Source organism: Pseudomonas sp. NPDC007930 (genome assembly GCF_042958985.1).
In the GTDB taxonomy this organism is placed as follows: domain Bacteria; phylum Pseudomonadota; class Gammaproteobacteria; order Pseudomonadales; family Pseudomonadaceae; genus Aquipseudomonas.
In genome coordinates, this window is sequence record NZ_JBIBKC010000011.1 from 125,303 (window position 1) to 146,885 (window position 21,583).

Here is a 21,583-nt window from a genome sequence, read left to right on the forward strand (position 1 = left end):
GCTGCGCGGCGGGCGCGGCGCCATGGCTACCGCCGGGCCGCCAGGGGCGCCCGCAGGAAGGCATTCGCCACCGGATCACCCCGCCCGGTTGAAAGATAAGTGTACGAGGCAGGTCTCCTGGCTCGTGGCCTGGCTTGCGCCGGCCCTGGCGCCTTCCCGCGCGGTGGGCGCAGTGGCTTGGCCAGGGTATGGACCACTTACAGTTGCGGGGGCAGCCGCGGCTTTGCCCACTGCGGGGCACCGCGTTCCCTATTGACCCTTGCGCGCAAGGGTACCTCGAACGCGCAAGGCTACGCGCAGCTGGCCGCCGGGGCAAGCCGCGCGGCCAGGCGGTGTCAGGTTTCCTGCATCCCCGGCAGGTTGCGCGCGTACCACGGGCGGCGCTTGGCCTGGGTCAGGGTGTCGCCGAGGCGGTTGCGCTCCAGCGCCGTGGTGCGCAGGGCGATTTTCATCACTTCGAGGTCTTTTTCCACGGCTTTGTCGATCCACATGCCGGGGCCGGCGGCGCAGTCGTGGCTGACCGGGCCCAGCCAGGGGTCGTCGATCTCCACCCAGCGGCCCTTGGCGAACCAGTTCGGCACATCGCCCAGCGCCACCCGCTGCACTTCACCGGGGTGGGCGCGCTCGTGGGCGTCGTACCAGTCTTCGATGCGGTCGTCGATCCAGCCGTGGAAGCCCCAGAACACCGGGTTCACATGGGAGGAAAACGGGTCGCCGAGAAAGTCGTTGCTTTGCGCGAACCAATGCTCGGAGAAGTCCGCCGGGTCCCGCGCCCACGGCTGCGGCACGCCGTTGCTCGGGTCGCGCGGCACCGCTGCCCAGCAGATGTGCAGCCAGTCGTGCAGGGTCATTTCGATTTCCGAACCGAACTGCCCGAGGGTCATGCTGGCCAGGTAGTGCGGGTCGCGAAAGCGCGATTCCCAGACCTGGAAGTTGCCAAAGAAGGTGTCGCGGCTTTTGATCCGCGCCACGCCAATGCTGTAGGCCTCGTCGTTGGGCGCCAGCCAGGTGGGCGGCGCCGAACGCGCTTCGTGGTTTTCGAAGTAACGGATGAACCCTACCCGGTCGGTCTCGGCCATCGGCACCGGCAACGGGAAGTGCTGCCAGGCCGGCGGCGCGTTCATGGTGCGGGCGATGCCGAGCATGTGCCGGTGCATGTACAAAAAATCGATGCCCGAGCCGTTGTGGTCTTTGTACTTGCCGCGGGCGTCGCGCTCGTTCTCCTTGGGCCCCGGCTGCCAGCCGAGGGTGCGCAGGGCCACGCGGCGGTCTTCGCCGAGCAGGTGCCATTTGTCGCGCACGGTGTGCCACAACTGGTGCGCCACGCGGTGCTGCGGGGCGATCACCCAGGCCGCCAGGGCCGGGTCGAGCGGGGCGCGCTCGCGGGCCTCGACGAAGTTCAGCTTGCGGGCGACGAAGTCTTGCTCCAGGGGCTCGGCGGAGTCGACCTTGTCGAGCCGGCGCAGTTTGCCGCTGAGGGTGTCGTCGCGGTCGACGCCAAACTGCGCCCATTGGTCCTCGAGCTCAACGACAAACTCATAGGCAGCCGGGCGGCGGCTGCTGGTGAGGTCGAGCAAACGCCAGCGCACCTGCCCGTGGCTGGCGCCGACGAGGTCGCCGAGCACCTGGTAGCGTGGCAGTTGGCGGGTGTCGAGCAGGGCGTCGTAGTGGTCGATGTAGCCGCGCAGGCCGCGGCCGCGCTCGCCGACGTCGAGCAGCAGGGTCATGCCTTGCAGCGGGCCGCTGTTGGCCTGGCCGGTGGGCGCGGCCACTTCGACCGTCCACACCCCGCGCAACAGGTTGCCCAGGCGCTGCATCGGCACGTCGGCCAGTTCCTGGGAAGCTTCGTTCGGCGTGCCGCCCTCGGCCCACCACTTCTTCACCTGGTAGGCGCCCTTATAGGCCACTGGCGCCAGCAGGCCAGTCACTGCCACACCCGCCATCAACGTGCGTCGAGAGAGTTTCATGCTGTCCACCCATGTCCTATGAAACCTGCAAAAAGGCCAAACGCTTTAAAAAACGCAAAACCATTAAAAAACAGCAGCTTACATTCCATTAGCACGCAGGCAGGCAGACCCGACGGCTTCTTGGCGAAAATGTACCAGAATATTTCTTCGCGCCAAGGAACTTTTTGGAGCCAATCCAAAATGGCCTAGAAGGTGGGTTTATGCCGGGAAAATGCCGCTTGGCTGGCGCCACTTGGGTGAGGATGGCGGGCAGTGCCGGCCGGGCAGCGCCAGAAAGGCGGCGGGGCCTCGCCGGTCAAGCCGCCAAATGCTCCGCCAACCACGGCAGCACCTGCTCGCACGGGTCGGCCAGCTTGATCGCCAGCAGCGCATCGGCGCGGGTGCGGCCGAGGTTGATCGCCAGCAGCGGTTTGCCCAGCCGGGAAATTTCCTGGCACAGGCGGAAGCTCGAATAGGCCATCAGCGACGAGCCGATCACCAGCAGCCCGTCGGCCCGCTCCACCGCCTGCCAGGCGGCGCTGGCGATCGGCTTGGCCACCGCGTCGCCAAAGAACACCACGTCGGGCTTGAGCAGGTCGCTGCCGCAGCCCGAGCAATGGGGCATCTGAAACTGTTCGAGAAAGTGCGCGGCCAGTTGCGCGTCGCCGTCAGGCGCGAGCACTGCGTGGACGTCTTGCAGGTAGGGGTTGCTGGCTTCGAGGTCGGCCTGTACATCCTTGCGCCGCAGGCGCAGGCCACAGCCCATGCACACCACCCGGTGCAGGTTGCCGTGCAACTCGATCACCCCTTCGCTGCCGGCAGCTTCGTGCAGGCCGTCTACATTTTGCGTGACCACCCCGCTCACGTGGCCGCTGGCCTGCAACCGCGCCACCGCCTCGTGGGCCGGGTTCGGCCGCGCCAGGCTGACCCCATGCCAGCCGAGCATGGCCCGCGCCCAGTAGCGTTTGCGCGCCTGCGCCGAACCGACGAACTCCTGGTGCATCATCGGCGCGTTGCCACGGCGCACGCCGTCGGTGTCACGGTAATCGGGGATGCCCGACGCGGTGCTGATGCCGGCGCCGGTCAGCACCAGCACCGGGTGCCGGGCCAGGTGCGCCTGGAGCGCGTCGCGGGTGGCGGGCGGAAGCGGGTCGGGCATGGCAAACCTCCTGGCGGCGTCACAACGGCTCACGTTCGGGTGCGTTAGCAGGTTAGCCGATGGCGCCGCGGCTGCCAGCTGCCCTCCATCGGAAACGACCGTTCATCGGCCCGTGAACACTCAATGCTTGCGCGCACTACAACTTTTTTGCATAGCAGTTCAAAGTTAAAGACGTTTCGGTGATACTGGCTTTATGACATTGATTTTACGCCGTTCCTGCCAAGGGCGGTGCCTCAGGCCATCAGGGAACCCGCGATGAACCTCGACCACCCAGACATGCTGTACAAGCTGCTTGTACAAGGTGTCGTTGACTACGCCATCTATATGCTTACACCCGAAGGCGTGGTGGCGAACTGGAACGCCGGTGCCCAGCGGGCCAAGGGGTATACCGCCGAGGAAATCGTCGGCAAACACTTCTCGTGCTTCTACAGCGAGGCCGACCGCGCCCGGGGCCTGCCGGAAAACGGCCTGCGCATCGCCCGCGACACCGGCCACTTCGAGGCCGAGGGTTGGCGCTACCGCAAGGATGGCTCGGCGTTCTGGTCGCTGGTGGTGATCGACGCGCTGCGCGACGAAGCCGGCAACCTGCTCGGTTTCGCCAAGGTCACCCGCGACATCACCGAGCGGCGCCAGGCCCAGGAAGTCACCGAGAAGCAAAAGGACGAACTGGCCAAGCTGTCGTCGTTCCTCGATGTGATCATCGCCAACATTCCCTCGGCGGTGATCGTGCAAGACGCCGTCAGCCGCAACGTGCTGCTGGCCAACCGCCAGGCGCAGGCACTGTTCGGCACCCAGGGTGACCGGCTGGTCGGCGAGCAGCTGCAGAACCTGCTGGCGCCCAGCGTGGCCGAGTACCTGGAACAGGTGGCCGATGAAGCCATGCGCACCCAGGATGCCTACCGCGACGAAGAAAACCTGCAAACCGCCCACGGCGTGCGCACCCTGCGCACCAGTGGCCAGGTGATCCCCGGGGCGGACCCGCGCAGCCGCTATGTGCTGTTGATCAGCGACGACATCACCGACGAGCGCGCCGCCAGCGAGCAGATCCAGCACCTGGCGCACCACGACACCCTCACCGGCCTGCCCAACCGCATCCTGTTCCGCCAGCGCCTCGACCAGACCCTCGCCACCCCGCTGCCGCGGCGGCCGTGCACGGCGGTGATGTGCCTGGACATGGACAACTTCAAGGTGGTCAACGATGCCCTCGGCCACGCCGTCGGTGATGCCCTGCTGCGCGCCCTGGCGCTGCGCCTGCGCCCGGAGCTGCGTGACCCCGACATCCTCGCCCGCCTTGGTGGCGACGAATTCGCCGTGGTCCTGCCGGGCCTGCGCGATGCCCAATCGGCCGCCCTCAGCGCCCAGCGGCTGATCGACGCGGTGCGCGCGCCGTTCCTGATCGACGGCCATACCGTCAGCGTCGGCTTGTCGATCGGCATCGCCGTGGCCCCGTACGACCACGACAACAGCGAGCAACTGCTGCGCCGCGCCGACATGGCCCTGTACGAGGCCAAGCGCAACGGCCGCAACCGCTACGAATACTTCCGCCTCGACATGGACGAAGCCGCGCGCAAGCGCCGCTCGATCGAAATGGACCTGCGCGAAGCCATCGCCCAGCAGCAGCTTGAGCTGTATTACCAGCCGATCACCGACATGAGCCGCACGCGGGTCACCGGCTACGAGGCGCTGCTGCGTTGGCAGCACCCGCTCAACGGCCTGGTGATGCCGATGGATTTCATCCCGATCGCCGAAGAAACCGGGCTGATCCACGAAGTCGGCACCCTCGCCCTGCACCAGGCCTGCCGCGAGGCGATGGGCTGGAACGACGACCAGACAGTGGCGGTGAACCTCTCGCCGATCCAGTTCAAGAACGACCGGCTGCTCGAGGTGGTGCGTTCCGCGCTGGAGGAATCCGGGCTGCCGCCGCACCGGCTGGAGCTGGAAATCACCGAATCGGTGCTGCTCGACAACACCGATGGCAACATCCAGACGCTACAAGCGCTGAAGGAACTGGGCGTGCGCATCGCCCTGGACGACTTCGGCACCGGTTACTCGTCGCTGAGCTACCTGCGCTCGTTCCCCTTCGACAAGATCAAGATCGACAAGTCGTTCATCCACGACATGCAGCAAAGCCGCGAGTCGCTGGCGATCATCCGGGCAATCACCGGCATGAGCCGCAGCCTGGAGATCCAGATCACCGCCGAGGGCGTGGAAACCGCCGAGCAGTACGCGCGCCTGCGCGAAGAGGGCTGCTCGCACTTCCAGGGCTACCTGTTCGGCAAGCCGGTGCCGGCCGAGCAGCGGGTCAGGGAGCTTTGAAGCCGGCTCAGCGCCCGCCGCCCAGGTCGAGGAAGGTGCCGGTCACGTAGCTGGCCATTTCCGAGCTGAGCCAGAGGATCGCCTCGGCCACTTCGTCGGGCTGGCCACCGCGGCCCACGGGCAGGGCTTTTTCCAGCTTGCGCACGCGGTCCGGGTCGCCAGACAACGCATGGAACTGGGTGTGGATGTACCCCGGGCGCACCGCGTTGACGCGTATCCCCTCCCCGGCCAGCTCCTTGGACAACCCCAGGGTAAAGGCGTCGATGGCGCCCTTGGAGGCGGCGTAGTCGACGTATTCATTGGGCGAGCCCAGCCGCGCGGCCACCGAGCTCACATTGACGATGCTGCCGCCAAAGCCGCCATGGCGGGTCGACATGCGCGCGATGGCGTGCTTGGCGCACAGCATCGGCCCGACCACGTTGGTTTTCATCATCTTCAGCAAGCGGAATTCAGACATCTCTTCCACCCGGCTCTGGTGGGCGATGGTCGCGGCGTTGTTGACCAACGCGGTGATCGGCCCCAACTCGGCGTCTACCCGGTGGAACAGCGCGATCACTTCGTCTTCGTTGCTGGCGTCGGCCTTGATGGCGATTGCCCGGGCACCGAAGGCGTGAATCTGCTCAAGGGTGTCGCGCGCCTGCGCGTCGTCCGTCTGGTAGTTGATGCACACTCTGTACCCATCGCGGGCCGCGAGCAGCGCCGTCGCCGCCCCAATGCCCCGGCTGCCGCCGGTGATGACCATGACTTTTGCCATTTTACGCGCGCTACCCTCTTTGCAAGACGCAACGCCAAGGCTACCTTACGCGCGCCCGCGGGGAAATGGCTTTAAGCCAGCACCGCGTCGGATTGTGCCTTCAGCTGTGCGATCAACTGCTCCGGTGGCTGCGGTTGGCCGAGCAGGTAGCCCTGCAGCGAGTCACACCCCAGGCGGGTCAGAAACGCCTGCTGCGGGCCGGTTTCCACCCCTTCGGCAACGATCCGCAGGCCCAGCGCCTGGCCCAGGGCGACGATCGCCGAGACGATCGCGGCGTCGTCGCTGTCTTGCTCCAGGTCGCGGACAAACCCGCGGTCGATCTTCAGCTCGTTGGCCGGCAGGCGCTTCAAGTACATCAGGCTCGAATAGCCGGTGCCGAAGTCGTCGATAGACAGGTCGATGCCCATCGCCGCCAGGCGCTGCAGCACCACCAGGCTGGTGTCGGCGTCTTGCATGGCGGTGGTTTCGGTGATTTCGAGGGTCAGTTGCTGTGGCGCCAACTGGTGCCGGGCCAGTGCCGCGGCGACGCTATCCACGAGCCCGGCATGGCAAAACTGCAAGGCGGAGAGGTTCACCGCCATGCGCCAGTGGCCGTAGCCCTGGCTGGCCCACTCGGCCATTTGCCGGCAGGCCTCGCCCAACACCCAGTCACCGATGGCGATGATCAGGCCGCTTTTTTCCGCCAGTTCGATGAACGCATCAGGCTTGAGCAGGCCCAGTTGCGGGTGCTGCCAGCGCAGCAGCGCTTCGGCGCCGATGGCCGCGCCGCTGGCGGCGTCGAACTTGGGCTGGTAGTGCAGGCACAGCTCGCCGCGCGGCACCGCGCAGCGCAGTTCCTGCAGCAGCTGCAACTGGCGGCGGGCGTTGTTGTTCATCGACGCATCGAAAAAACTGTAGCCGTTCTTGCCCGCGTTCTTGGCGTGGTACATCGCCGCGTCGGCGTGCATCAACAGCGCTTGCTGGTCTTCGCCATTGCCGGGGTACAGGGCGATGCCGATGCTGGCGGAAATCTGCAAGCGTTGCTCGCCCACCTCGAACGGCTGCGCCAACCGCTCGACCTGCTCGCTGGCCAGGGCCACGGCGTCGTCGCGGCTGGCCAGGGCCACCAGCAGGATGAATTCATCGCCGCCGATGCGGGCGATGGTGTCTTGCCCGCCCAGGCCCGCGCGCAGGCGCTCGCCCACCGCCTTGAGCAAGGCATCGCCCATGTGGTGGCCAAAGGCGTCGTTGACCGGCTTGAAGCCGTCCAGATCAATGAACATCAGCGCGAAGGCCCCACCCTGCTCGCGCACCTGCACGATCGCCTGGCCGATGCGGTCGGCCAGCAGCAGGCGGTTGGGCAGCCCGGTGAGGGTGTCGTGCAGCGCCAGCCGGGTGAGCTGTTCGTTGGCCTTGGACAACGACTGCGCCAGCGCCGCGGTGCGCGCCTCCAGGCGCGCGTCGAGCACCGAGGTGAGCAAGGTAATGGCCAGCACCGCCAGGCTGGTGATCAGCACCAGGTAGCCCAGGCTGTCGTTGCTCAGGCCCATGCCGGCGCCGGCACCACACTCGCTGCCGGCCGGGAAGCTGGCCGCGGCCATGCCGGTGTAGTGCATGCCGACGATGGCCACGCCCATCACCACCGCCGCTACCCCGCGCGCCAGCCACACATGAGGGGTGTGCCGGCGCAGGCGGAAGGCGATCAACAGCGCCGCCGCCGAAGCGCCGATGGCGATCAATACCGAGGCGCTGAACAGCCACGGGTCATAGACGATGCCCGGCTGCATGCGCATGGCGGCCATGCCGGTGTAGTGCATCGCCGCGATGCCCAGGCCCATCACCAGCGCGCCGCCGGCCAGGCGCGCCCACGGCAGGCGCGGCTGGCTGACCAGCCACAGCGCCAGGCCCGACGCGAGCATCGCCAGGCCCAAGGACAACCCGGTGAGTGGCAGGTCGTAACGCAGCTCGATGGGCAGGTGGAAGGCGAGCATGCCGATAAAGTGCATCGACCACACGCCGATGCCCATCGCCAGGGTGCCGCCGGCCATCCACAGGCGCGCGGCCAGGCCCTTGGCGGTGCTGATGCGGCCGGCAAGGTCGAGGGCGGTATACGAGGCCAGGATCGCCACGCACAGCGAGATGGCGACCAGGGTGAAGGAATAGCTGCCGATAAGCATGGGGAATCCGCGGGCAAACGGGCGGGCCAGAGCCCCCCGAGCAAAAAGGCGGCAAGCTTACCGTAACGCCCGCGGCGAATGAAGGTGGCACAACGCCACAACCGCGCCGTTTCAGTGGCCCAATTGCTCGCGCAGGAACTCCACCAACGCCCGCACCGGCTGCGACGCTTGGCGGTGCCCGGGGTACAGCGCCGACAACGGCAACGGCGGCGGGCGAAATTCATCCAGCAGCCGGCACAGCTGCCCCTGGGCCAACGCCTTGGCCACGATGAACGCCGGCAGGTAGGCGATGCCCAGCCCAGCGATGGCGGCATCGCGCAACACCTCGCCGTTGTTGGCGCGCAAGCGCCCACTGACCTGGATCGCCTGGGCCTTGCCGGCGCGCTCGAAACGCCAGGTTTCGTTGCGGCCATGGCCGTACGGCAAGCATTGGTGCCCGGCCAGGGCCTCGGGGGTTTGCGGCTCGCCATGGGCGGCCAGGTACCCGGGGCTGGCGCACCACAGCCGGTCGACCTCGGCGATGTGCCGCACGATCAGGCTCGAATCGCTCAGCTCGCCGATGCGCAGGGCGAGGTCAAAGCCCTCGCCGAGCAGGTCGACGTTGCGGTCAGACAAATCCAGCTCCAGGGTCACCCCTGGGTAGCGCTGCAAGAATGCCGGCAGCAAGGCCGACAGGTGCTCCACCGCGAACGACAACGGCGCGCTGACCCGCACCACCCCACGCGGCTCGCCCTGCTCGCCGGCGATGCTCTGCTCCACCTGCTCCACCTCGGCCAGCAAACGCTGGGCGGCGTCGTAATAGGCCTGGCCGAGGGGGGTTACGTCGAGGCGGCGGGTCGAGCGGTTGAGCAAGCGCACGCCCAGGCGCGCTTCGAGCGCCATCACCCGGCGGCTGATCAACTGCTTGGACACCCCCAGGTGCTCGGCGGCGGCGGTGAAGCTCCCGGCGTCGAGCACCTGGCTGAACAAACGCATGTCTTCGAACGGGTTCATGGCAGTGGCCGCTATTGTCTACTGGTGCGTGACAGTATGGCCAATTCCGCCTACTTAATGCGACCCCTGCGAGACAGTAAACTGGCCCCATCAACGAATCAGGAGGTCAACATGCTTACCCTTCGCAAAAATACCGATCGCGGCGTGGCCAACCATGGCTGGCTGAATTCGCACCACACGTTCTCCTTTGCCTCGTACCGCAACCCGCGCGAACAAGGCTTCAGCGACCTGCTGGTGATCAACGACGACCGCGTGGCCCCGGCCCGCGGCTTTGGCCAGCACCCGCACCGCGACATGGAGATTTTTTCCTACGTGCTCGACGGCGCGCTGGAACACAAAGACAGCATGGGCACCGGCTCGGTGATCCGCCCGGGCGATGTGCAACTGATGAGCGCCGGCTCTGGGGTCACCCACAGTGAGTTCAACCACTCGCCGAGTGAAGGCGTGCACTTTCTGCAAATCTGGATCGTGCCCAACGAAACCGGCGCCGAACCGCGCTACCAGCAGCAGCACTTCAGCGACGCGGAAAAACGCGGCCAACTGCGGCTGATCATCTCGCCCAGCGGCGAGCAGGGTTCGCTGCAGGTGCGCCAGGATGCGCGGGTGTATGCCGGGCTGTTCGACGGCACCGACAGCGCTGAGTTGGTGCTCGACGAAGGCCGCTTTGCCTATGTGCACGTCGCCCGCGGCAGTGTGCTGCTCAACGGCCAGCGGCTGGAAGCCGGAGACGGGGTGCGGGTGCGCAATGAGCGCGAACTGCGGCTCGCCGAGGGTGAGCAGGCGGAGGTGCTGGTGTTTGACCTGCGGCCCAATGAGTTGCCGGGGATGTAAGGCAGGTTGCCGCCACCGGCCCTTCGCCCGGCACAGCCGGAGTGCCGGACCACGGCCTCCCACGGGTTTGTGTAAATCCTTGATTTAAGGGGCAATACACAACCTGTGGGAGGCCGGCTGTGCCGGGCGATGTGCCCTGAAGCTCATGCACACAATCAGCAGAGCACACAGATTGACCCCCTCCATGAAGCCGTGAAATGGCTTGAGCGAACAGCATTACGGCGCAGCCGGGCAAAGGGCCAGCCCAGCCCCCATCTGATCCTGTTTTTCAATGAACAACTGCCTCTGTTACCCAAACCCATCCCGGCGCATGCTGGCTCCATTCTCATCTGCTGCCCTCAAGGAGGTGCAAAATGGACGGTGTCATCATGCTGATCATCGTGGCCGGTACCCTGGGTTCGTTCGCCTACACCATGTACTTGATTCACAAGGCCAGCCGCGAATAGCGCCGATTTTTGTCTAGGCTTGGCGGGGTACCCACAATAAAAAGGCCCCCGCCATGCTCCGCTGGCGCTCCCTGCTGTTCATCTCCCTGCTCCCCACCCTCGCCCACGCGGCCCAGGTCGATGTGATGACCTCCGGCGGCTTTACCGCGGCGTACCAGATACTCGGCCCGAAATGGGCCCAGGCCACCGGCAACACCCTGCACACCGAACTCGGCCCGTCGATGGGCCAGGCGCCCCAGGCGATCCCCAACCGCCTGGCCCGGGGCGAGCACGCCGACGTGGTGATCATGGTCGGTTATGCCCTCGATGAGCTGATCAAGCAAGGCAAGGTGCAGCCCGGCTCGCGGGTCGAGCTGGCCGACTCGCGCATCGGCGTGGCGGTCAAGGACGGCGCCGCGGTGCCCGACATCTCCAGCGAGGCGGCCTTCAAGGCGGCGCTGCTCAACGCCCGCTCGGTTGGCTACTCAGACAGCGCCAGCGGCGTGTACATCGAGCAGCAACTGTTCAAGAAGCTGGGCATCGAGGAACAGCTCAAGGGCCGCGCGCGGATGATCCCGCGGCTGCCGGTGGCCGGTGAGGTGGCCAGCGGCGAGGTCGAGCTGGGCATGCAACAGGTGGCTGAGCTGCTGCCGGTCAAGGGCGCGCATTTCGTCGGCAAGATTCCCGAAAGCCTGCAGTCGGTGACCCGCTACGCGGCGGGTATCCCGGTCGGCGCCCAACACCCCGAGCAGGCCCGTAAGTTACTGGAATATTTGGCATCACCCAGCGCCCTGGGCACGGTGCAAGGCACCGGGCTGGATCCGGTTTCACCCTGAACGCTCAACGCCGGGCTTGCGCGCAGGGTAAAGCGAATGTTTTGCTCTGCCGCCAGTCAAACCCGTTAACCCCGCCGTTCGAGGAACGCACCGCGATGAACAGCAAAACCCTGCTCTGTGCCTTGGTCTTGATGGGCTGCATGAGCGACGCCAGCCTGGTGGCCAACGCTGCCCAGGTGGTCGAAAGCCAAAGCAGCGCCAATGACACGCTGCAAGTGGGCGACAAGGCCCCAGACAAGTACACCACCAGCGCCACCGAGGTGAAGGACTGGCAAAAACGCGGCCTGAAGGCGCCCGAGGCCGGCACCCAGTGGGTGCAGTTCGGTGGCAAGTACGTATTGGTCAACCGCGGCAACGCGGCCATCGTGCAAATTCAGGAAGGGGTGAACTGAGCCCTTCTGGCGAGTGCAAAAAAGTATCACCCCGCGTGCGGCGCTGGCGTTGTGAGGCGCACGCCCGCGGGCTGTAATGGTCACAGCACCTGCCCTGTGCAGTACAGGTGAAAACAAAAATAACAGGAGAGCACGATGCGAATCCCAGCAAACGCATGGCTGGCGGCAGCCTGCCTGAGCCTGGCCGGCCCTGCCCTGGCAGCCGAGACCACGCTGACCATCGCCACGGTCAACAACAGCGACATGATCCGCATGCAGCGGTTGTCCAAGGCCTTCGAAGCGCAGCACCCCGACATCAAGCTGAACTGGGTGGTGCTCGAAGAAAACGTACTGCGCCAACGCCTGACCACCGACATCGCCACCCAAGGCGGCCAGTTCGACGTGCTGACCATCGGCATGTACGAAGCCTCACTCTGGGGCCAGAAGAACTGGCTGGTGCCAATGGCCAACCTGCCCGCCAATTACAACCTTGACGACGTGTTCCCCTCGGTGCGCGAAGGCCTCTCGGTGGATGGCAAGCTGTACGCCCTGCCGTTCTACGCCGAAAGCTCGATCACCTACTACCGCACCGACCTGTTCAAGGCCGCTGGGCTGAGCATGCCGGAAAAACCCACCTGGGAGCAGATCGGCCAGTTCGCTGAAAAACTCACCGACAAAAGCAAAGACCAGTACGGCCTGTGCCTGCGCGGCAAGCCCGGTTGGGGCGAGAACATGGCGTTGATCACCACCCTGGCCAACGGCTATGGCGGCAAGTGGTTCGATAAGAGCTGGGCGCCGCAATTCAACACCGATTCGTGGAAGCAAGCGCTGAACTTCTACGTCGACAACATGAAGAAATCCGGCCCGCCCGGCGCTTCGAGCAACGGCTTCAACGAAAACCTCGCGCTGTTCAACAGCGGCAAGTGCGCGATCTGGGTCGACGCCTCGGTGGCCGGCTCGTTCGTGACCGACAAAGCCCAGAGCAAGGTGGCCGACGACGTTGGCTTTACCTTCGCCCCGCACCAGAGCACCGAGAACGGCACGTCGTGGCTGTACTCCTGGGCCCTGGCCATCCCCACCAGCTCGAAGAAGCAAGACGCCGCCAAGGCGTTCGCCGCCTGGGCCACCTCCACCGACTACGCCAAGCTGGTGGCCGACAAAGACGGCATCGCCAACGTGCCGCCAGGCACCCGCGCCTCGACCTACAGCGATGCCTACCTGAAGGCCGCGCCGTTCGCCAAGGTCACCCTCGAGTCGCTGAAGGTGGCCAACCCGGCCGCTAACGAAGGCAAGCCGTACGTGGGCATCCAGTTGGTGACCATTCCGGAGTTCCAGGCCATCGGCACCGCCGTGGGCAAGATCTTCTCCGGCGCCCTCACCGGGCAAATGACCGCCGACGCGGCCCTGACCGCGGCGCAGTCGAGTACCGAGCGTGAAATGAAACGCGCGGGCTATCCGAAGTAAACCGCTGCTGGCGGGCGGCGCCCGGTTGAATGGGCGCCGCTGCCTCACACAGGTGCGTACATCATGTCTATCCATACCGCCAAGGCCCAGTTGAGCGTCGACCGCCAGGCTGCGCGCCGCCGCACCCCGAATCCGGGCTGGTTCCTGGTCAGCCCTTCGGTGCTGCTGTTGTTACTGTGGATGATCGTGCCGCTGGGCATGACCCTTTACTTCTCGCTGATCCGCTACAACCTGCTGTACCCGGGCGAGAACGAATTCGTCGGGATCGACAACTTCAGTTTCTTCCTGACCGACTCCGGGTTTTTGCCGGGCGCCTGGAACACCGTGTTGCTGGTGGTCAGCGTGCTGGTAATCAGCGTGGTCGGCGGGGTGCTGATCGCCGCCCTGCTCGAGGCCAGCGAGTTCATCGGCCGCGGCATCGTGCGGGTGATGCTGATTTCGCCGTTCTTCATCATGCCCACGGTCGGCGCGCTGGTGTTCAAGAACCTGATCTTCCACCCAGTGTCGGGCATCCTCGCGGCGGTGTGGCGGTTCTTCGGCGCCCAGCCGATCGACTGGCTGGCCAATTACCCCTTGCTGTCGATCATCATCATCGTGGCCTGGCAGTGGTTGCCGTTCGCCATCCTGCTGCTGATGACCGCCATGCAGTCCCAGGACCTGGAGCAAAAAGAAGCCGCGCGCCTCGACGGCGCCGGGCCGCTGGCGATCTTCTGGCACCTGACCCTGCCACACCTGGCGCGGCCGATCGCCGTGGTGGTGATGATCGAGACGATCTTCTTGCTGTCTGTGTTCGCCGAGATCTTCACCACCACCAACGGCGGCCCGGGCTTTGCCTCGACCAACCTGGCGTACCTGATCTACAACCAGGCGCTGGTGCAGTTCGACGTCGGCATGGCGTCGGCCGGGGGCCTGATCGCCGTGGTGATCGCCAACATCGCTGCCATCCTGCTGGTGCGGATGATCGGCAAAAACCTGACCGACAAAGGCTGAGGGCCCGACCATGATGACGCTCAAAACCTCCCGCCGCCTGCAAAGCGTGGCCCTGGGCGGGCTGTCGTGGCTGATCGCGCTGCTGATCTTCTTCCCCATCCTGTGGATGGTGATGACCAGCTTCAAGACCGAGATCGACGCCTTCGCCACGCCGCCGCTATTCATTTTCCACCCCACCCTGGAGAACTACACGCACATCCAGGAGCGCAGCGATTACCTGCACTTTGCCTGGAACTCCATCGCCATCTCGTTCAGCGCGACCCTGTTGTGCCTGCTGATCGCGGTGCCGGCCGCCTACTCGATGGCCTTCTACGAGACCAAGCGCACCAAGCAAACCCTGCTGTGGATGCTCTCGACCAAGATGCTGCCGCCGGTGGGCGTGCTGATGCCGATCTACCTGCTGGCCAAGGGCGCCGGGCTGCTCGACAGCAAGACCGGGCTGATCATCATCTACACCCTGGTGAACCTGCCGATCGTGGTGTGGATGGTGTACACCTACTTCAAGGACATCCCCCGCGACATCCTCGAAGCCGCCCGCCTCGACGGCGCCACCCTGCTGCAGGAAATGCTCCGTGTGCTGCTGCCGATCGCCAAGGGCGGGCTGGCCTCCACCGTGCTGCTGTCGTTGATCCTGTGCTGGAACGAGGCGTTCTGGTCATTGAACCTGACCAGTTCCCAGGCCGCCCCGCTCACCGCATTGATTGCCTCCTACTCCAGCCCCGAGGGGTTGTTCTGGGCCAAGCTGTCGGCGGTGTCGACCCTGGCCTGCGCGCCCATCCTGATTTTCGGCTGGATCAGCCAGAAACAACTGGTTCGTGGTTTGTCGTTCGGCGCGGTGAAGTGACCCGCGCCCCTACCCCTTTCATGCACAGGAGCCAGCCATGGCCACGCTGAAACTGAAAAACCTGAAAAAAGGCTTCGAAGACCTGCAGATCATCAAGGGCGTCGACCTCGAAGTGCGCGACAAGGAATTCGTGGTGTTCGTCGGCCCCTCGGGCTGCGGCAAATCCACCCTGCTGCGGCTGATCGCCGGGCTCGAGGACGTGAGCAGCGGCCACATCGAGCTGGACGGGCGCGACATCACCGAAGTCAGCCCGGCCAAGCGCGACCTGGCGATGGTGTTTCAAACCTACGCCCTGTACCCGCACATGACCGTGCGCAAGAACATGAGCTTCGCCCTGGACCTGGCCAAGGTCGACAAGGCCGAGGTGCAGCGCAAGGTCGATGACGCCGCGCGCATCCTCGAGCTGGGCCACCTGCTCGAGCGCAAGCCCAAGCAGCTCTCCGGCGGCCAGCGCCAGCGCGTGGCGATCGGCCGGGCGATCGTGCGCCAGCCGAAAATCTTCCTGTTCGACGAACCGCTGTCGAACCTCGACGCCGCCCTGCGCGTGCAGATGCGCCTGGAGCTGGCGCGCCTGCACCAGGAGCTGCAAGCGACGATGATCTACGTGACCCACGACCAGGTCGAGGCGATGACCCTGGCCGACAAAGTGGTGGTGCTCAACGGCGGGCGCATCGAGCAAGTGGGCTCGCCGCTGGAGCTGTACCACCACCCCGCCAACCTGTTCGTGGCGGCGTTCCTCGGCACGCCGAAGATGGGCCTGCTCAAGGGCCGGATAGACGCCGCCCACAGCGACGGCTGCGAAGTGCTGCTCGACGCCGGCCTGCGCATCACCCTGCCGCGCGCCAACGGCACGCTGAAGGCCGGCGATGAAGTCACCCTGGGCATCCGCCCCGAGCACCTGGAACTGGCCGCGCCCGGCCAGCCGGGCCTAGGGGTGACCGCGGACGTCAGCGAGCGGCTGGGCAGCGACACCTTCTGCCACGTGGTCACCGACTCGAACGAACCGCTGACCCTGCGCCTGCGCGGCGACCTCGACAACCCCTATGGCCAGCGCCTGGCGCTGCACCTCGACGCCCAGCACTGCCACCTGTTCGACGCCCAGGGCGCCGCCGTGGCACCCGCCCTGCGCGCCGCGGCGTGAACCTTCCGGCCAACGAATTTGGAGTGTTCCATGACCACTGCTGCCGTAAAACTGAGCCTCGACACCCTTGAAGACGGCGACCTGCCCCCACAGGTGAAGCTGCCCGCCTACCAGACCGGGCTGACCAACGAGGGCATCGTGCACATTGGCGTGGGCGGTTTTCACCGCGCCCACCAGGCCTTCTACACCGACGCCCTGATGAACCAGGGCAAGGCCCTCGACTGGGCCATCTGCGGCGCCGGCCTGCGCGGCGAAGACCGCAAGGCCCGCGACGACCTCGCCGGCCAGGACTTTCTCTTCACCCTGTTCGAGCTGGGCGACAACCCCGACACCGAAGTGCGGGTGATCGGCAGCATGAAACAGATGCTGCTCGCCGAAGACAGCCCCGAAGCGCTGATCGCCAAGCTTGCCGAACCGAACATCCGCATCGCCTCGCTGACCATCACCGAAGGCGGCTACTGCATCGACGACAGCACCGGCCAGTTCATGGCCCACTTGCCGTTGATCCAGCATGACCTGGCCCACCCCGAGGCACCGAAAACCGTGTTCGGGTTCTTCTGCGCCGCGCTGCAACGGCGCCGCCAGGCCGGGCACAAGCCGTTCACGGTGATGAGCTGCGATAACCTGCCGCACAACGGCCAGGTGGCGCGCAAGGCGCTGCTGGCGTTCGCCGAGCTGGCCGGGGATGCCTACGGCGCCGGCCTGGGCGAGTGGATCGCGGCCAACGTGAGCTTCCCCAACGCCATGGTCGACCGCATCACCCCGATGACCAGCGCCGCCCACCGCCAGCAACTGCTGGAGCAGCACGGCGTGGACGACAACTGGCCGGTGGTCTGCGAGCCGTTCGTGCAATGGGTGCTCGAAGACAAGTTCGCTGACGGCCGCCCGGCCTGGGAAGACGTCGGCGTGCAGTTCACCGACGACGTGACCCCTTACGAAGAAATGAAGATCAAGCTGCTCAACGGCAGCCACCTGGCGCTGACCTACCTGGGCTTTCTCAAGGGCTACCGGTTCGTGCACGACACCATGAACGACCCGCTGTTCGTGGAGTACATCGAAACCTACATGGACCGCGACGTGACCCCGCAACTGGCGCCGGTGCCGGGCATCGACCTGACCGCCTACAAGGCCAAGCTGATCGAGCGGTTTTCCAACCAGGCCATCGCCGACCAGTTGGAACGGGTGTGCTCCGACGGCTCGTCGAAATTCCCCAAGTTCACCGTGCCGACGATCAACACGCTGATCAACAGCGGCGGCGAACTGGACCGCGCCGCGCTGGTGGTGGCGGCCTGGGCCCTGTACCTGAAAGGCGTGGACGAAACCGGTGCCACCTATCGCATCCCGGACCCACGCGCGGCCTTTTGCCAACAGCTGGTGGCCAGCGACACCGGCCTGACCGCGCGGCTGCTGGGTGTGGAAGAAATTTTCGGCCAGAGCCTGCCGAACTCGCCAGCCTTCGTGGCGGCGTTCGAGCGCCAATTGCAGAACTTACGCACCCTCGGGGTGACCAATACGCTCAAGGCCCTGCTGGGCAAGGCGTAAGGAGCCAAGCATGTATCTGGGCATCGACTGCGGCACCCAGGGCACCAAAGCCCTGGTGCTGTGCGCTGAAACAGGCCGCGTGCTGGGCCTGGGCGCGGCGCCGCACAGCATGATCAGCGGTGCCCACGGGCGCCGCGAGCAAGACCCGGCACAGTGGCTGGAGGCCTTTGAACGGGCCACCGCCCAGGCGCTGGCCGCGGCCAAGGTGAGCGGCGAGGCGATTCTCGGCATTGGTGTGTCTGGCCAACAGCACGGGCTGGTGATGCTCGACGGCGCCGGCCAGGTGCTGCGCCCGGCCAAGCTCTGGTGCGACACCGAAAGCACCCCGCAGAACAACCAACTGCTCGAGCAACTGGGCGGCGTGAAGGGCTCGCTTGAGCGCCTGGGCCTGGCCATCGCCCCGGGCTACACGGTGAGCAAGCTGCTGTGGACGCAGCAGCAGTTCCCCGAGCTGTTCGGCCAGGTCGCGTCGATCCTGCTGCCCCACGATTACCTCAACTACTGGCTGACCGGCCAGCACTGCACCGAATACGGCGACGCCTCCGGCACGGGCTACTTCAACGTGCGCACCCGCCAGTGGGACCTTGCGCTGCTGCGCGGCATCGACCCCAGCGGCCGCCTGGAAGCCGCCCTGCCCACCCTGCTGGAGGCCCACCAGGCCGCCGGCACGCTGCTCCCCGAGGTGGCCAAGCGGCTGGGCCTGACGCCCGGCATCTTGGTGGCCAGCGGTGGCGGCGACAACATGATGGGCGCCATCGGCACCGGCAACATCGCCCCCGGCCAGGTGACCATGAGCCTGGGGTCCTCCGGCACGGTCTACGCCTATGTCGACCAGCCGCTGGTCAGCGACGAGCCCGCCGTGGCGGCGTTCTGCTCCTCCAGCGGCGGCTGGTTGCCGTTGATCTGCACCATGAACCTGACCAACGCCACCGGCGCCGTGCGCGAGCTGTTGCAACTCGACCTGCCGGCCTTCAACGCGGCGGTCGAGCAGGCCCCGATCGGCGCCGACGGGGTGCTGATGCTGCCGTTTCTGAACGGCGAACGGGTGCCGGCCCTGCCCGAGGCGACCGGTAGCTTCCACGGCCTGACCAGCACCAACCTGACCCGCGCCAACCTCAGCCGGGCGGTGGTCGAAGGCACCACCTTCGGCCTGCGCTATGGCCTCGACCTGCTGCGCCAGGCCGGCCTGACCAGCGAGGGCATCCGCCTGGTCGGCGGCGGCGCGAAAAGCCCGGTGTGGCGGCAGATCGTCGCTGACATCATGGCCACCCCGGTGGTGTGCGCCGAAGAGCCCGAAGCGGCGGCCCTGGGCGGCGCCATCCAGGCTGCCTGGTGCGCCGCCGGTGGCGGCGCCGAGCGCCTGGCGCAGCTGTGCGAACGTTGCGTGCGGCTGGATGCCAGCAGCCGCGCCGAGCCGCAGGCGGCTAACGTCAGCGCCTACCAGGCGGTGTTCGACCAGTACCGCGCCCACCTCGCCCATTTGTTCTGACCTTTCGTTCTGGAGCCAGCATGTTTCTCGTCTGCGGCGAAGCACTGTTCGACTTTTTCACCCAACCCGACACCGGCCACCCGGCGCGGGTCGACTTCCACGCGGTGGCCGGCGGCTCGCCGTACAACGTGGCCATCGGCCTGGCCCGGCTGGGGGTGCCCAGCGCGCTGCTGGCGGGGTTGTCCAACGACTACCTGGGCCAACGCCTGGCCAGCCTGCTCGACGCCGAAGGGGTCAACCCAGGCTACCTGCAACGCTTCGACGCGCCGACCACCCTGGCGATGGTCGCGGTGGGCGCCGACGGCTCGCCGCAGTACAGCTTCCGTGGCGAAGGCTGCGCCGACCGGCAGATCAGCCCGGCCACCCTGCCCGCCCTTGGCGACGACGTGCGTGGCCTGCACCTGGGCTCGTTCTCGCTGGTGGTCGAGCCGATCGCCAGCGCCCTGCTGGCGTTGGTCGAGCGCGAGCAGGGGCGGCGGCTGATCAGCCTTGACCCGAACGTGCGGCTGAACCCGGCGCCAGACATCAACGCCTGGCGCGCGCGCATCGAAACCCTGGCGGCGCGGGCGCACCTGATCAAGGTCAGCGATGAAGACCTCGGCCTGCTCTACCCTGGCGAGGCGCCCGCGGCCATCGCCCAGCGCTGGCTGGGCGAGCGCTGCGCGGCGGTGTTCGTCACCCACGGCGGCGAAGGTGCCGAGGTGTTCACCGGCCAGCACCATGTGCGCGAAGCCGCGCAAGCGGTGAAAGTGGCCGACACCGTGGGCGCCGGGGATACCTTTCAGGCGGCCTTGCTGGCGTGGCTCAGCGAACAGCAACTGGACACTCCACACGCCTTGCAACAATTGCACGAAGGGCAATTACGGCAACTTCTGCAGTTCTGCATTCGCGCCGCCGCGCTCACCTGCACCCGCACCGGGCCTGATCTTCCGCGGCGCGCCGAGCTCTAACTTTTTTGTACTTTGTGCACTTCCCGCGCCCTGTTGCGCGGCTGTTGGCTGATCGCGGCGCGGAACAAAAGTTGTCGAAGCGCGGATCAGCCACTATTCTATGGGGCAAATCCACCTGTTTGCCGGAGCCCCCTCATGTCCCGACTCGCCGAATTTCGCGCCGCCGAAAAAGCACTTCAGGAACAACTTGCCCAGTTGGAATCGCTGAAGAACGACGCCGGCCTTAAAAAGGAAATCGAGTTCGAAGAAAAACTCAAGGCGCTGATGCAGGACTACGGCAAGAACCTGCGTGACGTGGTCGCGATCCTCGACCCGAGCAAACACGCTGCGCGCGTGGCCGCCCCGGTCAAGCAGTCGCGCAAGCCGCGCGTGGTCAAGGTGTACGAAAACCCCCACACCGGCGAGTTGATCGAAACCAAAGGCGGCAACCACCGCGGCCTCAAGGCCTGGAAGGCCGAGCACGGCGCGGCCACCGTCGAAAGCTGGGTGCGCGGCTGAGGTTTTTTCGGGGTGCTCGGGCTTTCACGGTTTTTTCACGGCGCATGGCGCAGTATCAAAGCTGCTGAAGGACCAGCGCCCCATATGCCCGCTTCGGCGGGCTTCTTATTTTCTGTTCCCCCGCTTTTTCCCCTTCTTATAATTGCCCCTGACCGGAGTTGCCCATGAGCCTTCATGAGCTGAACAACCTGCCGGGCGTTACCGCTGTACCGGATAGCGCCACCGAACACTTCGTGTTCAACCACACCATGCTGCGCGTGAAAGACATTACCCGCTCGCTGGACTTCTACACCCGCGTGCTGGGTTTCAGCCTGGTGGAAAAACGCGACTTCCCGGAAGCGGCCTTCAGCCTGTACTTCCTCGCGCTGGTCGATAAAAAAACCATTCCGCAAGACGCCGCCGCGCGCACTGAATGGATGAAGTCGATCCCCGGGATTCTTGAACTGACCCACAACCACGGCACTGAAACCGACGCAAGCTTCGCCTACCACAACGGCAACACCGACCCGCGTGGTTTTGGCCATATCTGCATCGCCGTGCCGGATGTTCGCGCCGCCTGCGAGCGTTTCGAAAGCCTCGGCGTGGACTTTCAAAAGCGCCTGAGCGACGGGCGCATGAAGAGCCTGGCGTTCATCAAGGACCCTGACGGCTATTGGGTAGAGATCATTCAGCCGACCCCGGTTTCGGCCTGAGGCTGCGGGGCCCATCGCCCGGCACAGCCGGAGTGCCGGACCACGGCCTCCCACAGGTTTTGTGTTGCCGCGTAAATCAAGCACTTACACAAATCTGGTGGGAGTCGCCCCGCCGCCAAGGCGCCGCGCTGTCGCGCAGCAAACAGGGGGCGCACGGCATTCGAGCCAAGGTGATCCGACCTGATT

General features: G+C 66.0%; 18 protein-coding genes and 1 riboswitch. Of the genes, 13 read left to right on the forward strand and 5 right to left on the reverse strand.

Features of this window, described 5'->3' with window-relative positions:
* Window positions 1-89: 89 nt before the first annotated feature.
* A riboswitch (cobalamin riboswitch) is annotated at window positions 90-294 on the reverse strand.
* A 41-nt stretch (window positions 295-335) separates the two neighbouring features.
* Complete coding sequence (locus ACFZCE_RS20520) at window positions 336-1,967, reverse strand: PvdJ/PvdD/PvdP-like protein (RefSeq protein WP_390942361.1); 1,632 nt, start codon at window positions 1,965-1,967, stop codon at window positions 336-338.
* A 295-nt stretch (window positions 1,968-2,262) separates the two neighbouring features.
* Window positions 2,263-3,105 carry an NAD-dependent protein deacetylase gene (locus ACFZCE_RS20525; protein WP_390942362.1) on the reverse strand — a complete coding sequence of 281 codons (843 nt, stop codon included), beginning with the start codon at window positions 3,103-3,105 and terminating at the stop codon, window positions 2,263-2,265.
* 255 nt (window positions 3,106-3,360) lie between these two features.
* Between ACFZCE_RS20525 and ACFZCE_RS20530 the strand changes: the two genes are divergently transcribed.
* Entirely contained in the window at window positions 3,361-5,421 is a 2,061-nt protein-coding gene (locus ACFZCE_RS20530) for an EAL domain-containing protein (protein ID WP_390942363.1), read from the forward strand.
* Window positions 5,422-5,428: 7 nt separating this feature from the next.
* Here ACFZCE_RS20530 and ACFZCE_RS20535 read toward each other — a convergent pair whose 3' ends face one another.
* The 3 genes from ACFZCE_RS20535 to ACFZCE_RS20545 form a co-directional block, all read right to left on the reverse strand.
* Complete coding sequence (locus ACFZCE_RS20535; RefSeq protein WP_390942364.1) at window positions 5,429-6,175, reverse strand: SDR family oxidoreductase; 747 nt, start codon at window positions 6,173-6,175, stop codon at window positions 5,429-5,431.
* A gap of 71 nt (window positions 6,176-6,246) precedes the next feature.
* Window positions 6,247-8,331: an EAL domain-containing protein gene (locus tag ACFZCE_RS20540; protein WP_390942365.1), complete on the reverse strand. Its 2,085-nt coding sequence runs from the start codon at window positions 8,329-8,331 to the stop codon at window positions 6,247-6,249.
* Window positions 8,332-8,442: 111 nt separating this feature from the next.
* Window positions 8,443-9,324 (reverse strand): LysR substrate-binding domain-containing protein, encoded by an 882-nt coding sequence (locus ACFZCE_RS20545; RefSeq protein ID WP_390942366.1) that lies wholly within the window; start codon window positions 9,322-9,324, stop codon window positions 8,443-8,445.
* 111 nt (window positions 9,325-9,435) lie between these two features.
* Between ACFZCE_RS20545 and ACFZCE_RS20550 the strand changes: the two genes are divergently transcribed.
* From ACFZCE_RS20550 to gloA, 12 genes are all read left to right on the forward strand, one after another.
* On the forward strand, window positions 9,436-10,155 hold the full coding sequence (locus ACFZCE_RS20550) for a pirin family protein (protein ID WP_390942367.1): 720 nt from the start codon (window positions 9,436-9,438) through the stop codon (window positions 10,153-10,155).
* 499 nt (window positions 10,156-10,654) lie between these two features.
* Window positions 10,655-11,416: a substrate-binding domain-containing protein gene (locus tag ACFZCE_RS20555; RefSeq protein ID WP_390942368.1), complete on the forward strand. Its 762-nt coding sequence runs from the start codon at window positions 10,655-10,657 to the stop codon at window positions 11,414-11,416.
* Between the two features lie 95 nt (window positions 11,417-11,511).
* Entirely contained in the window at window positions 11,512-11,808 is a 297-nt protein-coding gene (locus ACFZCE_RS20560) for an RcnB family protein (RefSeq protein ID WP_390942369.1), read from the forward strand.
* A 135-nt stretch (window positions 11,809-11,943) separates the two neighbouring features.
* Window positions 11,944-13,251, forward strand: a complete 1,308-nt coding sequence (locus ACFZCE_RS20565; protein ID WP_390942370.1) for an extracellular solute-binding protein — start codon at window positions 11,944-11,946, stop codon at window positions 13,249-13,251.
* Window positions 13,252-13,314: 63 nt separating this feature from the next.
* The gene (locus ACFZCE_RS20570) at window positions 13,315-14,241 is read left to right on the forward strand and encodes an ABC transporter permease subunit (RefSeq protein ID WP_390942371.1); all 927 of its coding nucleotides are present in this window, start codon (window positions 13,315-13,317) and stop codon (window positions 14,239-14,241) included.
* A gap of 10 nt (window positions 14,242-14,251) precedes the next feature.
* Window positions 14,252-15,085: an ABC transporter permease subunit gene (locus ACFZCE_RS20575; protein ID WP_390942372.1), complete on the forward strand. Its 834-nt coding sequence runs from the start codon at window positions 14,252-14,254 to the stop codon at window positions 15,083-15,085.
* Window positions 15,086-15,122: 37 nt separating this feature from the next.
* Window positions 15,123-16,226: a sn-glycerol-3-phosphate ABC transporter ATP-binding protein UgpC gene (locus ACFZCE_RS20580; RefSeq protein WP_390942373.1), complete on the forward strand. Its 1,104-nt coding sequence runs from the start codon at window positions 15,123-15,125 to the stop codon at window positions 16,224-16,226.
* A 30-nt stretch (window positions 16,227-16,256) separates the two neighbouring features.
* Window positions 16,257-17,768, forward strand: coding sequence for a mannitol dehydrogenase family protein (locus ACFZCE_RS20585; protein WP_390942374.1), 1,512 nt, complete (start codon window positions 16,257-16,259; stop codon window positions 17,766-17,768).
* A 10-nt stretch (window positions 17,769-17,778) separates the two neighbouring features.
* Entirely contained in the window at window positions 17,779-19,257 is a 1,479-nt protein-coding gene (xylB, locus tag ACFZCE_RS20590; RefSeq protein ID WP_390942375.1) for a xylulokinase, read from the forward strand.
* Between the two features lie 20 nt (window positions 19,258-19,277).
* Window positions 19,278-20,207, forward strand: a complete 930-nt coding sequence (locus tag ACFZCE_RS20595; RefSeq protein ID WP_390942376.1) for a PfkB family carbohydrate kinase — start codon at window positions 19,278-19,280, stop codon at window positions 20,205-20,207.
* A gap of 135 nt (window positions 20,208-20,342) precedes the next feature.
* A complete protein-coding gene (locus ACFZCE_RS20600) occupies window positions 20,343-20,705 on the forward strand; it encodes a histone-like nucleoid-structuring protein, MvaT/MvaU family (protein ID WP_390942377.1) in 363 nt (120 codons plus the stop codon).
* A 164-nt stretch (window positions 20,706-20,869) separates the two neighbouring features.
* Window positions 20,870-21,397 (forward strand): lactoylglutathione lyase, encoded by a 528-nt coding sequence (gloA, locus tag ACFZCE_RS20605; RefSeq protein ID WP_390942378.1) that lies wholly within the window; start codon window positions 20,870-20,872, stop codon window positions 21,395-21,397.
* Window positions 21,398-21,583: the final 186 nt, after the last annotated feature.

Bases quoted from the DNA above. Each gene is read 5' to 3' on its own strand.
- ACFZCE_RS20540 (WP_390942365.1), bottom strand. From the start codon at position 8,331: ATGCTTATCGGCAGCTATTCCTTCACCCTGGTCGCCATCTCGCTGTGC.
- ACFZCE_RS20565 (WP_390942370.1), top strand. From the start codon at position 11,944: ATGCGAATCCCAGCAAACGCATGGCTGGCGGCAGCCTGCCTGAGCCTG.
- ACFZCE_RS20555 (WP_390942368.1), top strand. From the start codon at position 10,655: ATGCTCCGCTGGCGCTCCCTGCTGTTCATCTCCCTGCTCCCCACCCTC.
- ACFZCE_RS20595 (WP_390942376.1), top strand. From the start codon at position 19,278: ATGTTTCTCGTCTGCGGCGAAGCACTGTTCGACTTTTTCACCCAACCC.
- ACFZCE_RS20570 (WP_390942371.1), top strand. From the start codon at position 13,315: ATGTCTATCCATACCGCCAAGGCCCAGTTGAGCGTCGACCGCCAGGCT.
- ACFZCE_RS20600 (WP_390942377.1), top strand. From the start codon at position 20,343: ATGTCCCGACTCGCCGAATTTCGCGCCGCCGAAAAAGCACTTCAGGAA.
- ACFZCE_RS20530 (WP_390942363.1), top strand. From the start codon at position 3,361: ATGAACCTCGACCACCCAGACATGCTGTACAAGCTGCTTGTACAAGGT.
- ACFZCE_RS20550 (WP_390942367.1), top strand. From the start codon at position 9,436: ATGCTTACCCTTCGCAAAAATACCGATCGCGGCGTGGCCAACCATGGC.
- ACFZCE_RS20545 (WP_390942366.1), bottom strand. From the start codon at position 9,324: ATGAACCCGTTCGAAGACATGCGTTTGTTCAGCCAGGTGCTCGACGCC.
- ACFZCE_RS20580 (WP_390942373.1), top strand. From the start codon at position 15,123: ATGGCCACGCTGAAACTGAAAAACCTGAAAAAAGGCTTCGAAGACCTG.
- ACFZCE_RS20525 (WP_390942362.1), bottom strand. From the start codon at position 3,105: ATGCCCGACCCGCTTCCGCCCGCCACCCGCGACGCGCTCCAGGCGCAC.
- xylB (WP_390942375.1), top strand. From the start codon at position 17,779: ATGTATCTGGGCATCGACTGCGGCACCCAGGGCACCAAAGCCCTGGTG.
- gloA (WP_390942378.1), top strand. From the start codon at position 20,870: ATGAGCCTTCATGAGCTGAACAACCTGCCGGGCGTTACCGCTGTACCG.
- ACFZCE_RS20520 (WP_390942361.1), bottom strand. From the start codon at position 1,967: ATGAAACTCTCTCGACGCACGTTGATGGCGGGTGTGGCAGTGACTGGC.
- ACFZCE_RS20585 (WP_390942374.1), top strand. From the start codon at position 16,257: ATGACCACTGCTGCCGTAAAACTGAGCCTCGACACCCTTGAAGACGGC.
- ACFZCE_RS20560 (WP_390942369.1), top strand. From the start codon at position 11,512: ATGAACAGCAAAACCCTGCTCTGTGCCTTGGTCTTGATGGGCTGCATG.
- ACFZCE_RS20535 (WP_390942364.1), bottom strand. From the start codon at position 6,175: ATGGCAAAAGTCATGGTCATCACCGGCGGCAGCCGGGGCATTGGGGCG.
- ACFZCE_RS20575 (WP_390942372.1), top strand. From the start codon at position 14,252: ATGATGACGCTCAAAACCTCCCGCCGCCTGCAAAGCGTGGCCCTGGGC.